The following is a 13619-nucleotide window of genomic DNA, read 5'->3' on the forward strand; positions in this document are numbered from 1 at the left end:
GCAATGAGCGCTGCCACTCCGGGCAAACCCGCAAAGCCAGAACCCTGGCGTCAGCGGTTGATCCGCAGCCTGCTCTACGGGCGCAACGTCGATCGCGCGGCGAAGGCGCGCGCGCGTGTCGGCCTTGCGATCCTGGCGTTCTCGGCCGTGTATGTGCTGATCGCCGGCCGGCTCGTGATGTTCGCCATCGGAGCCGACGTCCACAGCGCCCGCCGCGGCGGCGCGCAGGACGTGGTTGCGACCGCGCGGCCCGACATCGTCGACCGCAACGGCGAGATCCTTGCCACTGACGTCAAGGCGCCGAGCCTGTTCGGCGAACCGCGCCGCATCATCGACAAGGACGAGGCGATCGAACTCCTCACGGCGACCGTCCCGGATCTCGACGAGGCCGAGGTGCGCGAGAGGCTGAGCTCGCGGAAAGGCTTCGTCTGGCTCAAGCGCGAGATCACGCCGAAGCAGCAGCAGGAGATCCACAAGCTCGGCATTCCCGGCATCGGCTTTTTTCGCGAGAACAAGCGCGTCTATCCGACCGGCAACGAGGTCGCCCACCTCATCGGTCTCGTCAACATCGACAACCAGGGCATCGCCGGCATGGAGAAGTGGCTCGACAATAACGGGCTCGCCGACCTCCACCGCGCGGGTTTTGCCACCGATCGTCTGCAAAAGCCGATCGAGCTGTCGGTCGATCTGCGCGTCGAGCATGCGCTGCGCGACGAACTGCTGAAAGCCAAGGAAAAGTTTCAAGCCAAGGCCGCCTCCGGCCTCGTGACCAATGTCAACACCGGCGAGATCATCGCCATGGTGTCATTGCCCGACTTCGATCCGAACAACCCGAAGGAAGTGCACGATCCCGATCGCATCAACCGCCTGACAACAGGTGTCTACGAGATGGGCTCGACCTTCAAGGCGTTCACGCTGGCGATGGCGCTCGACACCGGCAAGTACGGCCTCGACTCGCTGTGGGATGCGCGCGGGCCGCTGCACTACGGCAAATTTGCGATCCATGACGACGAGCCGAAGGGTCGCTTCCTGAACATGAAGGAAGTGTTCACCTTCTCCTCCAACGTCGGCGCGGGGCGGATCGCTCTGTCGCAGGGCGTGGAGGCGCACAAGGCGTTCCTGCGCAAGATGGGTCAGCTCGATCGGCTGCGTACGGAATTGCCCGAGAGCGCGTCGCCGATCCTGCCGCGACGTTGGAGCGAATTGAACACCGTTACCATTGCGTTCGGCCACGGCATTGCGGTGGCGCCGTTGCAGGCGGTGATGGGCGTCAGCGCGCTCGCCAATGGCGGCCTTCTCATTCCGCCGACCTTCCTCAAGCGCTCCGAAGAGGAAGCGCGGGCGATCGCAAAGCGCGTGATCAAGCCCGAGACGTCGGACAAGATGCGGTTCCTGATGCGCCTGAACGCAGAGATCGGCACCGCCAAGAGGGCGAATGTTCCCGGTTACTACATCGGCGGCAAGACCGGCACCGCCGAAAAGGTGGTCAACGGCCGTTATGCCAAGAAGAAGGTGCTGACTGCGTTCACCGCGATCCTGCCGGCCGACAAGCCGAAGTACCAGCTCCTGATCATGCTCGACGAGCCGCAGCCGCTGAAGGAAACCTACGGCTTCATCCAGTCCGGCTGGAACGCCGTCCCGACCGCGGGCAAGGTCATCGCCCGTATCGCGCCGCTGCTCGGAATCGAGCCACGGTTCGACCTGCCGCCTGCGGACCGCCTTATTCTTGCAGCATCCAGGACAACCCAGTAAGCCGTACCCAAGCTGCCCTGAGTCGGGTTTCCCCCTGGATCCGGCTTGGCATTTCGACTGGAAAGCCATGAAACTGCGCGACCTCCTAGGTCAGGATCTTCCGGGCAATGACGCCGCAATCGAGCCCGCTGCCGCGGCGCTCGACGCGACTGGCGCGCTTGAGGTGACGGGGCTCGCGCTCGACAGCCGCGTGGTCAAATCAGGTGATCTCTTCTTCGCGCTTGCGGGCAGCAAGACCGACGGGGCGCGGTTCATCGACACTGCCGTTGCGGCGGGTGCGGCGGCCGTCGTCGGCGACCATGCGCCGGATGCCTGCAAGGTGCCGTTCATCGCGGTCTCCAATCCACGCCGCGCGCTGGCTCTGGCCGCGGCAAGATTCTTTCCGGCGCAGCCCGCGACCATCGCGGCGGTGACCGGCACCAGCGGCAAGACCTCGGTCGCAGCGTTTACTCGGCAGATATGGGAGCGGCTCGGCCACGTCTCCGCCAGCATCGGGACCATCGGCCTGGTCTCGCCGAAGCGCACGGTCTATGGCTCGCTGACGACGCCCGATCCGATCGCGCTGCACCGGCAGCTCGATGAGATCGCGCGTGATGGCGTCACTCATCTGGCGTTCGAAGCGTCCTCGCACGGGCTCGACCAATACCGCCTCGACGGCGCGCGCATCGCGGCCGGCGGCTTCACTAATCTTTCGCGCGACCACATGGATTATCATCCGACCGTCGCGCATTATCTTGCTGCGAAGCTGCGGCTGTTCCGCGATCTGGTCCCGCCGGGCGGCGCGGCCGTGATCTCCGCCGATCATGATTGTTCGACCGATGCGATCGAGGCCGCAAGATCGCGCGGCTTGCGCGTCATGGCAGTCGGTCGCAGCGGCGACGGGGCAGGCGAGGGCATTCGCCTCGTCGATGCCAGGGTCGACGGCTTTTCGCAGCAGCTCGCAATCGAGCACCGCGGAAAGGCCTATTCAATCAGGCTGCCGCTGGTCGGCGCGTTCCAGATCGAGAACGCGCTGGTCGCCGCGGGCCTTGCGATCGGCACCGGCAGCGATCCGGAAGGCGTGTTTGCGAGCCTCGAACGTCTTGAAGGCGCCAAGGGTCGGCTCGAACTCGTCGGCGAACGCAACGGCGCGCCGATCTTCGTCGACTACGCGCACAAACCGGACGCACTGGTCAAGGCACTTCAGGCATTGCGGCCCTATGCGAAGCGCAAGCTGATCGTCGTGTTCGGCGCCGGCGGCGATCGCGATGCCGGCAAGCGACCGATCATGGGGGCGATCGCGGCCGAGAATGCCGACGGCGTCATCATCACCGACGACAATCCGCGCAGCGAAAATCCGGAAGCCATTCGCGCGGCGATCCTTGGCGCTGCAAAAGGCGCGAAGGAGATTGGTGATCGCGCAGCGGCGATCCGCGCTGCAATCGATGAACTCGAACCGGGCGATGCGCTGCTGATTGCCGGCAAGGGCCACGAGACCGGGCAGATCATCGGCGGCGATGTGCTGCCGTTCAGCGATCACGAGGCGGTCGCCGCCGCACTAGCGACGAGGGTTTCATGAGCGCGCCATTGTGGACGATTGCCGAGCTGGCGCGAGCGCTGGGCATCGCGGGATCGTTCCCGGAGACAGTCATCGACTTCGTCACCCAGGACAGCCGCCTGGTGAAGCCGGGCAGCCTGTTCGTCGCGCTGAGCGGCACTCCGAGCGGCGGCTTCATCTCGGCCTTCGCCAGCGCGCGCGACGGCTGGGAGTTTGCGGACAAGGCGGAAGCTTCGGGCGCGGTCGCGATGATCGTGCCGCACGAGATCGCGGGCATCCGTATTCCGCAGCTCGTCGTCAAGGACACGCTGATCGACGGCCTCTGGGGCCTCGCGCGTGCGGCCCGTGCGCGCTTCAAGGGGCCGGTGATCGGGCTCACGGGAAGCGCCGGCAAGACCAGCACCAAGGAATATCTCGCCGCCTATCCGAACGCCTATGCGAACCCGTCCAGCTTCAACAATTTCTGGGGTGTGCCGCTGACGCTGTGCAATGCGAGGCCTGATGCGAGCCTCTGGGTCGTCGAGATGGGCATGAACCAGACCGGCGAGATCGCGCGGCTGAGCGAGCTGACGCGGCCGACGGTGGCGCTGGTCGTCAACGTGCAGCCGGTGCATCTGGAAAAGCTCGGCTCGCTCGAAGCGATCCGGCGCGAGAAGCTCTCCATCGCGCTCGGCCTGCCGAACGACGGCGTGCTGGTGCTGCCGGCCGATATCGCCGCACCCGAATGGCGCGGCAAGGTCATCCGCTTCGGCGACGGCACCGAGGTCCGCGAGCTCGGGCACACGCCGCTGGGCGAAAGCTGGCAGGTGAGGGCGCAAGTCGGCGGCAAGGAGATCGATTTCAGTCTCACGCCCGGCGCGCCGCACCGCGTCCACAACGCGCTGGCCGCGCTGGCCTCGATTCACGCGGCCCATCTCGATGCGGCTGCGCTCGCTTCAAGGCTCGACGGCGTCGGCATCATGACCGGCCGCGGCTTCGAGCAGACCGTGGGCGGCATCACCGTGATCGACGACAGCTTCAACGGCAATCCGGCCAGCATGGCGGCGGCTCTGGAAAGCCTCAAGGCGCGCCACATGAACGTTGGTCGCCGCATCGCCGTGATCGGCGACATGCTCGAGCTGGGAACTGACGCGCCGTCCTATCATGTGAACCTTGCAAAGCATCTCGATGGGATCGACGGCGTCTACTGCGTCGGTCCCTTGATGCATCATCTCTACCAGAAGCTGCCGCCGGCCAAGAGCCTTGGCTGGCATGACGATCCCGTCACGCTGGCCCCGCGAGATGTCGCTGATCTGCTGAAGGCAGGCGATGTCGTGGTTGTCAAGGGCAGCAAAAAGATGTTCTGGGTCAACAAGTTTGTGCCGGGGCTAGTGGCCGCCTTGCAGGCAAAGGCGTAAACTCGTGAAGCGCCGTGTCTGATCCCACCATTCCCGGCCGTCCGGTTTTTTGAGGGTCGCCCGACCACATGATGAAAGCCGGCGAACGCGCCAAAAGCGCTTTCCGGCAAGGCCGCATGCGAAGAGGCGGTATAGGACTGTCTGAATGTTTTATTGGCTGATCGAGCTCTCCAACACGTTTCCGAGCCTCGGCGCGTTTCGTACCGTGCTGAACGTCTTCCGTTACATCACGTTTCGCACCGGTGGCGCCGTCGTCACCGGCGCGTTGTTCGTGTTCCTGTTCGGGCCCTGGATCATCGATCATTTGCGCATCCGCCAGGGCAAAGGCCAGCCGATCCGGGAAGATGGCCCGCAATCGCATCTCAGCAAGAAGGGCACGCCCACCATGGGCGGGCTGATGATCCTGTCCGGCCTTACTGTCGGCACGGTGCTGTGGGCCAACCCGCTCAATCCCTATGTCTGGATCGTGCTCGCGGTGACGCTCGGCTTCGGCTTCGTCGGCTTCTACGACGATTACCTCAAGGTGACCAAGCAGACGACGAGTGGGTTCGGCGGCAAGCTTCGCCTGCTGATCGAGGCGATCATCGCGCTGGTTGCCTGTTACGCGCTGGTGCGCCTCAACCGCGATCCCTCCTCCACCGCGCTCGCGATTCCCTTCTTCAAGGATGTCGTGCTCCATTTCGGCTGGTTCTTCGTGATCTTCGGCGCATTCGTCATCGTCGGCGCCGGCAATGCGGTGAACCTCACCGACGGCCTCGATGGCCTCGCCATCGTGCCGGTGATGATCGCGACTGCGAGCTTTGCCATGATCGCCTATCTCGCCGGTAACGCCGTGTTCGCCGATTACCTCCAGATCAAGTATGTCGCCGGCACCGGCGAACTCGCCGTGCTCTGCGGAGCGCTGCTGGGAGCAGGCCTCGGCTTCCTCTGGTTCAATGCGCCGCCGGCATCGATCTTCATGGGCGACACCGGCTCGCTCGCGCTCGGCGGCATGCTCGGCTCGATCGCCGTTGCGGTGAAGCACGAGATCGTGCTCGCCGTGATCGGCGGCCTTTTCGTGCTGGAGGCGGTCTCGGTGATCGTGCAGGTCGTCTCGTTCAAGCTGACGGGAAAACGCATCTTCAGGATGGCGCCGATTCATCACCATTTCGAGCAGCTCGGCTGGACCGAACCGCAGATCGTGATCCGCTTCTGGATCATCTCGGTGATGCTGGCGCTCGCCGGCCTCTCCACGCTGAAGCTGCGGTGATCGATCGATGATCCCGGTCACATCGTATGCGGGCAAGACGGTCGCGGTGTTCGGGCTCGGCGGCTCGGGTCTCGCAAGCTGTCGCGCCCTGAAAGCCGGCGGCGCCGAGGTGATCGCCGGCGACGACGGTGCCGACAATCTCGCCAAGGCGGCGCAGGCCGGTTTCATCACCGCCGATCTGCGCACCGTGTCATGGGCGAACTTTTCGGCGCTGGTGCTCGCGCCCGGCGTGCCGCTCACGCACCCTGCGCCGCACTGGAGCGTGCTGAAAGCGCGCGAGGCCGGCATCGAGGTGATCGGCGACATCGAGCTGTTCTGCCGCGAGCGGCGGCGCCACGCGCCTAACGCGCCGTTCGTCGCGATCACCGGCACCAACGGCAAGTCGACCACGACCGCGCTGATCGCGCATCTGACCAGGGTTGCCGGCTACGACAGCCAGATGGGCGGCAATATCGGCACCGCGATCCTGTCGCTGGAGCCGCCGCGCATGGGCCGCGTCCATGTCGTGGAGATGTCGTCCTATCAGATCGACCTCACTCCTTCGCTCGATCCCTCCGTCGGCATTTTGCTCAACGTCAGCGAGGACCACATCGACCGCCACGGCACCATCCAGCACTATGCCGAGGTGAAGGAGCATCTCGTCGCCGGCGTGCAAGCAGGCGGCACCTCGATCGTCGGCGTCGACGACGGCTGGTGCCGCGACATCGCTGACCGCCTCGACCGCGCCGGCAAGAAGGTCGTGCGCATCTCCGTCAAGAATCCGGTCGCCGACGGCATCTATGTCGAGCGTGGCACGATCGTGCGTGCTTCGGGCGGTGCCCGCAGCGAAGTTGCAAAGCTCGGCGGCATCGGCTCGCTGCGCGGCCTGCACAATGCGCAGAACGCCGCCTGCGCCTCGGCCGCTGCGCTCGCCATGGGCATCAGCCTCGACGTGCTTCAGAACGGCCTGCGTAGCTTCCCCGGCCTTGCGCATCGCATGGAGCAGGTCGGTCGCCGCGGCAACGTGCTGTTCGTCAACGACTCCAAGGGCACCAACGCGGATGCCGCCGCGCACGCGCTGTCGTCCTTTGCCGACATCTTCTGGATCGCGGGCGGCAAGCCGAAGATGGGCGGCATCACCAGCTTGACCAGCTTCTTCCCTCGCATCCGAAAGGCCTATCTGATCGGCGAGGCCGCGCAGGAGTTTTCGGGCACGCTCGGCACGCAGGTGGCCCACGAGATCAGTCAAACGCTCGATGTTGCAGTGGAGCACGCCGCGCGCGACGCAGAAGCCTCCGGCCTCGGCGAAGCCATCGTCCTGCTCTCGCCCGCCTGCGCCTCCTTCGACCAGTACCGCAATTTCGAGATTCGCGGCGCCAGGTTCCGCGAACTGGTCCAGGCGCTGCCCGATGTGAAACCGGTGGTCTAGGGCGCGCTGGTCCCTCGTTCTCTGCTGTCATCGCCCGCGAAGGCGGGCGATCGAGTATTCCAGAGGCGGCGATGGATACGGATAGGCTGCGGCGTCTCGTTGGCCCGGTCAAGCCGGGCCATGCGAGCATTTGTGAAGGCGCTGTGCGCTATCTCCAAAGTGATCGACTTCATTAACCCCCCGTAAACCAACCTCGGCGACCAATGGGCTGATCTCTGTCCCAAGGTCGGCCGCCCATGCTCTCCCGTGAAGAACGCACCCCCTTTTCCGAGTGGTGGTGGACCGTCGATAAGCCGCTGCTCGGCGTCATCCTGGCGCTGATGCTGACCGGGGTCATCCTGTCGCTGGCGGCGAGCCCGCAGGTTGCGACCCGCATCGGGCTTGATCCCTTCCACTTCTTCAGCCGGCACGTGATGTTTCTGCTGCCGTCCTTCATCGTGCTGATCGGCGTGTCGTTTCTGTCGCCGCGCGCGATCCGCCGCAGCGCGTTGATCATCTTTGCGATCAGCATCATCCTGATCGTGGTGACGCTCGCCATCGGTCCCGAGGTGAAGGGCTCGCGGCGCTGGATCACGCTGCTCGGCGTCAACATCCAGGCCTCCGAGGCCGCAAAGCCGTCCTTCGTCGTCATCGCTGCCTGGCTGTTCGCGGAATCGACCAAGCGGCCGGAGATGCCCGCGACCTCGATGGCGTTGGTGCTGCTGTTGATGCTGGTCTCGCTTCTCATCATGGAGCCCGATTTTGGTCAGACCATGCTGATCCTGATGGTCTGGGGCGCGCTGTTCTTCATCGCCGGCATGCGGATGATCTGGGTGTTCGGGCTCGCCGGCGCGGCCGGCGTCGGCCTGTTCACCGCCTATCTCTTCGTTCCGCACGTTGCAGGTCGCATCAAGCGCTTCATGAATCCGGCTTCCGGCGATACCTTCCAGGTCGATACCGCGATGGAAGCCTTCTACAACGGCGGCTGGTTCGGCCTGGGGCCGGGCGAGGGCATCGCCAAGCGCAGCCTGCCGGACAGCCACACCGACTTCGTGTTCGCGGTCGCCGCCGAAGAGTTTGGCATCATTCTGTGCCTTGCGATGGTGGCGCTGTTCGCCTTCATCGTCATCCGCACGCTGTCGCGCGCCTATGCCAATGAGGATATGTTCTCGCGCTTCGCGGCTTCCGGCCTTGCCATCCTGTTCGGTGTGCAGGCCGCGATCAACATGTCGGTCAATCTCCAGCTCATCCCGGCCAAGGGCATGACGCTGCCCTTCATCTCCTATGGCGGCTCCTCCATCGTGACACTCGCCTATGGCGTCGGCATGATGCTGGCATTGACGCGGCTGCGCCCCCGCACCGAGGTCGAGTCGATCGGCCACGCCGAGGCGATGCGCAGCTACGCGTGAGTTGCTCTCGTGCCCCGGACAAGCGAAGCGCAGATCCGGGGCCCAGATCGTCGCAAGGATGGGCCCGGTTCAGCAGCGCAACACGCCGTGCAAAACGCGCGCTGCGCTGCGCCCGAGGCATGAGAACCATCCTCGTTGCCTGCCTCGCAATGAAGGCTGACTGCCTGTAAAACCCTCCATCATGGACACTTCCCCATTGATTCTTCTCGCCGCGGGCGGCACCGGCGGTCATCTGTTTCCGGCCGAGGCGCTCGGTGTCGAGCTGGTCCGGCGCGGATTTCGTGTGCGGCTCGTCACGGACGCGAGGGCGCTCCGCTATAGCGGGCTGTTCAGCAAGGACATGATCGACGTCGTGGCAAGCGAGACCGCACGTGGCCGCAATCCAATTCAGCTTGCCCATGCCGGCCTCACGCTTGCCACCGGCACGCTATCGGCCTTCAGTCTGATGCGCCGATTGAAGCCGGTCGCGGTCGTCGGTTTCGGCGGCTATCCGACGCTGCCGCCCTTGATCGCCGCAAAACTCGCCGGCGTGCCGGGTATCATCCACGATGCCAACGCGGTGCTCGGCCGCGCCAACCGCTTCCTGGCCCGTTATGTCCGCGCGATCGCGACGTCCTTGCCAGGTGTGCTCGAACGCGATCCCGCGCTGGCGCCGAAGACCACGACGGTCGGCACGCCGATGCGCCCGGCGATCCTCGCAGCCGCCGCGGTGAAGTACGCCCCGCCGGAGCCGAACGGGCCGCTTCGCCTGCTCGTCGTTGGCGGCAGCCAGGGCGCGCGCATCATGGCCGATATCGTGCCGGGCGCGATCGAGCAGCTCGCGCCTGCGATCTGGAGCCGGCTGATCCTCACCCAGCAGGTCCGCGATGAGGACATGACGCGGGTGCGCGCGGTCTACGACAAGCTCAAGATCAATGCCGAGCTCGCGCCGTTCTTCACGGATTTGCCGGCGCGGCTTGCCTCCAATCATCTGGTGGTGTCGCGCTCCGGCGCTGGCACGGTCGCCGAGCTCGCCGCGATCGGACGGCCCTCGATCCTGGTGCCGCTGCCCGGCTCGATCGACCAGGACCAGTTCGCCAATGCCGGCGTGCTCGCCCAGGTGAACGGCGGCTTGCGTATCCCGCAGACCGAGTTCACCTCGGATCGGCTGGCTGGCGAGATCTCTGCTTTCGCTGCCGAGCCTGCCCGCCTTGCCGCCATGGCCGAGGCTGCCCGCGGCGCCGGCCGGCTCGATGCCGCCGAGCGGCTGGCCGATCTGGTGGTCAAAGTGGCGGGACTCTGACGCCAGTTCCGCCCCGGAATGACCAAAAATGCCCCTTGTCATGCCCCGCGAAAGCGGGGCATCCAGTAACCGGCGCGGGCCGATTTGAATCTCAGGCTTCGCGGAGTACTGGATCGTCCCGCCCCAGTGCGCAAGAGCGCACAAGGCGGACGGTGACGTCGAGGAGACAACATGAGACTGCCGCGTGGGATCGGACCCATCCACTTCGTCGGGATCGGCGGCATCGGCATGAGCGGCATCGCCGAGGTGCTGGTCAATCTCGGCTACACCGTGCAGGGCTCCGACGCCTCTGACAATTACAATCTCGACCGGCTGCGCAAGAAGGGCGCAAAGGTCTCGGTTGGCCACAAGGCCGAGAATGTCGATGGCGCCGACGTCGTCGTGGTGTCGTCTGCGATCAAGCGCGACAATCCGGAATTGATGGCGGCGCGCGCGCAGCGCATTCCCGTGGTGCGCCGTGCTGAGATGCTGGCCGAATTGATGCGGCTGAAGAGCTGCGTCGCGATCGCCGGCACCCACGGCAAGACCACGACGACGACGATGGTCGCGACACTCCTCGATGCCGGCGGCCTCGATCCGACCGTGATCAACGGTGGCATCATCAACGCCTATGGCTCGAATGCACGCTTGGGTGCGGGCGACTGGATGGTGGTGGAAGCCGACGAGAGCGACGGCACCTTTTTGAAGTTGCCGACGGATGTCGCGATCGTCACCAATGTCGACCCCGAGCATCTCGATCACTTCAAGACGTTCGAAGCCGTGCAGGATGCGTTCCGCAACTTCGTCGAGAACCTGCCGTTCTACGGCTTTGCCGTGATGTGCATCGATCACCCGACCGTGCAGAGCCTGGTCGGCAAGATCGAGGATCGCCGCATCATCACCTATGGCGAGAACCCGCAGGCCGATGCGCGGCTCCTCGATCTCACGCCGATGGGCGGTGGATCGAAATTCAAGGTCGCGATCCGCGATCGAAAAACCGGTGCCGTGCATGAGATCGCTGATCTCATGCTGCCGATGCCGGGACGTCACAACGCCTCCAACGCCACCGCCGCGATCGCGGTAGCGCATGAGCTCGGCGTCTCTGACGAGGCGATCCGCAAGGCGATGGCCACCTTCGGCGGCGTGAAGCGCCGCTTCACCAAGACCGGCGAGTGGAACGGCATCACGGTGATCGACGATTACGGTCACCATCCCGTCGAGATCGCTGCCGTGCTGAAGGCGGCGCGCGAATCCACCAATGGCAAGATCCTCGCCGTGGTGCAGCCGCATCGCTTCACCCGCCTGCAATCGCTGTTCGAGGAATTTTGTACCTGCTTCAACGATGCGGATGCGGTGATCGTCGCCGAGGTCTATCCCGCCGGCGAGGCGCCGATCGAAGGCATCGATCGCGATCATTTCGTCGCCGGGCTGCGCGCCCACGGCCACCGCCAGGTGATTCCGCTGCCGGCATCCTCGGATCTCGCCGGCATCGTCAAGGGCGTGGCGAAGTCAGGCGATCTCGTCGTGTGCCTGGGCGCCGGCAACATCACGCAATGGGCGTACGCGCTGCCCGGCGAATTGAAGGCGCTGGGGTGAGCAGTCGCATGACTTTCCCCGACATCACACCCGAGCTGAAAGCCGCGATGCCTGAGCTGCGCGGGCGGCTGCTGGCGAACCAGTCGCTGGCCGAGCTCACCTGGTTTCGCGTCGGTGGTCCGGCGCAGGTGTTGTTCACGCCGGCCGATGAAGACGATCTTGCTTATTTCCTGGCGCATCTCTCGACAGACATTCCGGTCTACGTCGTCGGCGTCGGCTCCAACCTGATCGTGCGCGATGGCGGCATGTCGGGCGTCGTGATCCGCCTTGCGCCACGCGCTTTTGGCGATGCGCGCGCGAGCGGCGACATCGTCGCCGCAGGGGCTGCCGCGCTCGACAAGCGCGTTGCGGAAGTGGCGGCCAACGCTGATATCGGTGGGCTCGAGTTCTTCTTCGGCATTCCCGGCACGATCGGCGGCGCGCTGCGCATGAATGCGGGAGCCAATGGCGGCGAGACCAAGGACGTGCTGATCGAGGCGACCGGCATCGGTCGCGACGGCACGAAGCACATCTTCTCCAATGCCGACATGAAGTTCGTCTACCGCAACAGCGGTGTCGATCCATCGATCATCTTTACTTCGGCGCGCTTTCGCGGCGTCATCAAGGACGCAGACGCGATCCGCGCCCGCATGGCGGAGGTGCAGAGCCATCGGGAGACGGCGCAGCCGATCCGCGAAAAGACCGGCGGCTCGACCTTCAAGAATCCGCCCGGTCACTCTGCCTGGAAGCTGATCGACGCCGCCGGCTGCCGCGGCTTGCGCGTCGGCGGTGCGCAGGTGTCGGAGATGCACTGCAATTTCCTGATCAACACGGGCGATGCGACCGGCCAAGAAATCGAGACACTGGGCGAGACCGTGCGCGAACGCGTGAAGGCAGATTCGGGAGTTGAGCTGCACTGGGAAATCAAAAGGATCGGGGTTCCAGCGTAGCTGTCATTCCGGGCCTACGCCTAACGGCGCATCACGGAATGACGAAGGTGGAAAGGTAGCGAATCAAAAATGCGCATCACCATTCTCTTCGGCGGCTCCAACAGGGAGCGTCTGGTCTCGGTCGCAAGCGCGCAGGCCCTGCAGCAGGCCTTGCCCGAAGCCGATCTCTGGTTCTGGGATGTCCAGGACAATGTGCATGTCGTCCAGTCCAAGCAGCTCGTCGAACACGCTCGTCCCTTCGAGGTTGAGTTCAATCCGGGCACCCGCGGCATTCCACTGGAGCAGGCGCTGGACCGGGCCAAGGCCGAGGATCGTGTGCTGGTGCTCGCGCTCCATGGCGGCCGTGCCGAGAACGGCGAATTGCAGGTGATGTGCGAATCGCGCGGCGTGGCTTTCACCGGTTCGGGCTCGGCTTCCTCGCATCTCGCCTTCGACAAGATCGCCGCCAAACAGTTTGCCGCGCTCGGCGGCGTGACGCCGCCAAACGGCATCGCGTTGGAAGATATCGACGAGGCCTTTGCCGAATACGGCAGGCTGATTGCAAAGCCAGCGCGCGATGGATCGAGTTACGGTCTGATATTCGTCAACGCCAAGCAGGATATTGTCGCTGTCCGCAATGCTGCCAAGCATGAAGAATACGTCATCGAACCCTATATCGCCGGGATCGAAGCAACCTGCGGCGTCCTGGAGCGGCCGGACGGCTCGATGATGTCGCTGCCGCCGATCGAGATCATCCCGGGCGAGGGCAATTTCGATTACGCCGCAAAATATCTCTTGAAGTCGACCCAGGAGATCTGCCCCGGCCGCTTTTCACCTGACGTCACCGCTGCGCTGATGGACCAGGCGATGCGGGCGCACCGGGCGATGTCCTGCACCGGCTATTCGCGTTCGGATTTCATCGTGTCGGACAAGGGCCTGGTCTATCTCGAGACCAACACCCTGCCAGGTCTCACCAAGTCCTCGCTCTATCCCAAGGCGCTGAAGGCGCAGGGCATCGAGTTCGCCGATTTCCTGCGTGACCTGGTCGAACTCGCCGAACGGCGCGTGCGGAAATAATTAGGGTTGGTTAACGGCCGGTCGGGCGAAACCGCCCGTTTTGGAA

Annotated in this window: 10 protein-coding genes; all 10 read left to right on the top strand. The window is 64.8% G+C overall.

Features of this window, described 5'->3' with window-relative positions; all coding sequences use genetic code 11:
• The first annotated feature begins 3 nt into the window (after window positions 1-3).
• On the top strand, window positions 4-1752 hold the full coding sequence (locus SO156_RS41155) for a peptidoglycan D,D-transpeptidase FtsI family protein (protein WP_458147808.1): 1749 nt from the start codon (window positions 4-6) through the stop codon (window positions 1750-1752).
• A gap of 67 nt (window positions 1753-1819) precedes the next feature.
• Window positions 1820-3310 (top strand): UDP-N-acetylmuramoyl-L-alanyl-D-glutamate--2,6-diaminopimelate ligase, encoded by a 1491-nt coding sequence (locus SO156_RS41160; protein WP_498538787.1) that lies wholly within the window; start codon window positions 1820-1822, stop codon window positions 3308-3310.
• A complete protein-coding gene (locus tag SO156_RS41165; protein ID WP_498538788.1) occupies window positions 3307-4686 on the top strand; it encodes a UDP-N-acetylmuramoyl-tripeptide--D-alanyl-D-alanine ligase in 1380 nt (459 codons plus the stop codon). The genes SO156_RS41160 and SO156_RS41165 overlap by 4 nt, the downstream gene beginning before the upstream one ends.
• A 145-nt stretch (window positions 4687-4831) precedes the next feature.
• The gene (mraY, locus tag SO156_RS41170; protein WP_458147805.1) at window positions 4832-5935 is read left to right on the top strand and encodes a phospho-N-acetylmuramoyl-pentapeptide-transferase; all 1104 of its coding nucleotides are present in this window, start codon (window positions 4832-4834) and stop codon (window positions 5933-5935) included.
• Window positions 5936-5942: 7 nt separating this feature from the next.
• Window positions 5943-7343: a UDP-N-acetylmuramoyl-L-alanine--D-glutamate ligase gene (murD, locus tag SO156_RS41175; RefSeq protein ID WP_498538789.1), complete on the top strand. Its 1401-nt coding sequence runs from the start codon at window positions 5943-5945 to the stop codon at window positions 7341-7343.
• Between the two features lie 236 nt (window positions 7344-7579).
• The gene (gene ftsW, locus SO156_RS41180) at window positions 7580-8731 is read left to right on the top strand and encodes a putative lipid II flippase FtsW (RefSeq protein WP_498538790.1); all 1152 of its coding nucleotides are present in this window, start codon (window positions 7580-7582) and stop codon (window positions 8729-8731) included.
• Window positions 8732-8912: 181 nt separating this feature from the next.
• Window positions 8913-10013, top strand: coding sequence for an undecaprenyldiphospho-muramoylpentapeptide beta-N-acetylglucosaminyltransferase (gene murG / locus SO156_RS41185; RefSeq protein WP_458147802.1), 1101 nt, complete (start codon window positions 8913-8915; stop codon window positions 10011-10013).
• A gap of 171 nt (window positions 10014-10184) precedes the next feature.
• On the top strand, window positions 10185-11588 hold the full coding sequence (gene murC, locus SO156_RS41190; RefSeq protein WP_498538791.1) for a UDP-N-acetylmuramate--L-alanine ligase: 1404 nt from the start codon (window positions 10185-10187) through the stop codon (window positions 11586-11588).
• Window positions 11589-11596: 8 nt separating this feature from the next.
• Complete coding sequence (gene murB / locus SO156_RS41195; RefSeq protein WP_498538792.1) at window positions 11597-12517, top strand: UDP-N-acetylmuramate dehydrogenase; 921 nt, start codon at window positions 11597-11599, stop codon at window positions 12515-12517.
• 69 nt (window positions 12518-12586) lie between these two features.
• Window positions 12587-13573 carry a D-alanine--D-alanine ligase family protein gene (locus SO156_RS41200; protein ID WP_458147799.1) on the top strand — a complete coding sequence of 329 codons (987 nt, stop codon included), beginning with the start codon at window positions 12587-12589 and terminating at the stop codon, window positions 13571-13573.
• Window positions 13574-13619 lie beyond the last annotated feature (46 nt).

Source organism: Bradyrhizobium sp. UFLA05-125 (genome assembly GCF_059803515.1).

Excerpts from the sequence above, each read along its gene's own strand:
- SO156_RS41155 (WP_458147808.1), top strand. The coding sequence starts at position 4 with ATGAGCGCTGCCACTCCGGGCAAACCCGCAAAGCCAGAACCCTGGCGT.
- SO156_RS41160 (WP_498538787.1), top strand. The coding sequence starts at position 1,820 with ATGAAACTGCGCGACCTCCTAGGTCAGGATCTTCCGGGCAATGACGCC.
- SO156_RS41165 (WP_498538788.1), top strand. The coding sequence starts at position 3,307 with ATGAGCGCGCCATTGTGGACGATTGCCGAGCTGGCGCGAGCGCTGGGC.
- mraY (WP_458147805.1), top strand. The coding sequence starts at position 4,832 with ATGTTTTATTGGCTGATCGAGCTCTCCAACACGTTTCCGAGCCTCGGC.
- murD (WP_498538789.1), top strand. The coding sequence starts at position 5,943 with ATGATCCCGGTCACATCGTATGCGGGCAAGACGGTCGCGGTGTTCGGG.
- ftsW (WP_498538790.1), top strand. The coding sequence starts at position 7,580 with ATGCTCTCCCGTGAAGAACGCACCCCCTTTTCCGAGTGGTGGTGGACC.
- murG (WP_458147802.1), top strand. The coding sequence starts at position 8,913 with ATGGACACTTCCCCATTGATTCTTCTCGCCGCGGGCGGCACCGGCGGT.
- murC (WP_498538791.1), top strand. The coding sequence starts at position 10,185 with ATGAGACTGCCGCGTGGGATCGGACCCATCCACTTCGTCGGGATCGGC.
- murB (WP_498538792.1), top strand. The coding sequence starts at position 11,597 with ATGACTTTCCCCGACATCACACCCGAGCTGAAAGCCGCGATGCCTGAG.
- SO156_RS41200 (WP_458147799.1), top strand. The coding sequence starts at position 12,587 with ATGCGCATCACCATTCTCTTCGGCGGCTCCAACAGGGAGCGTCTGGTC.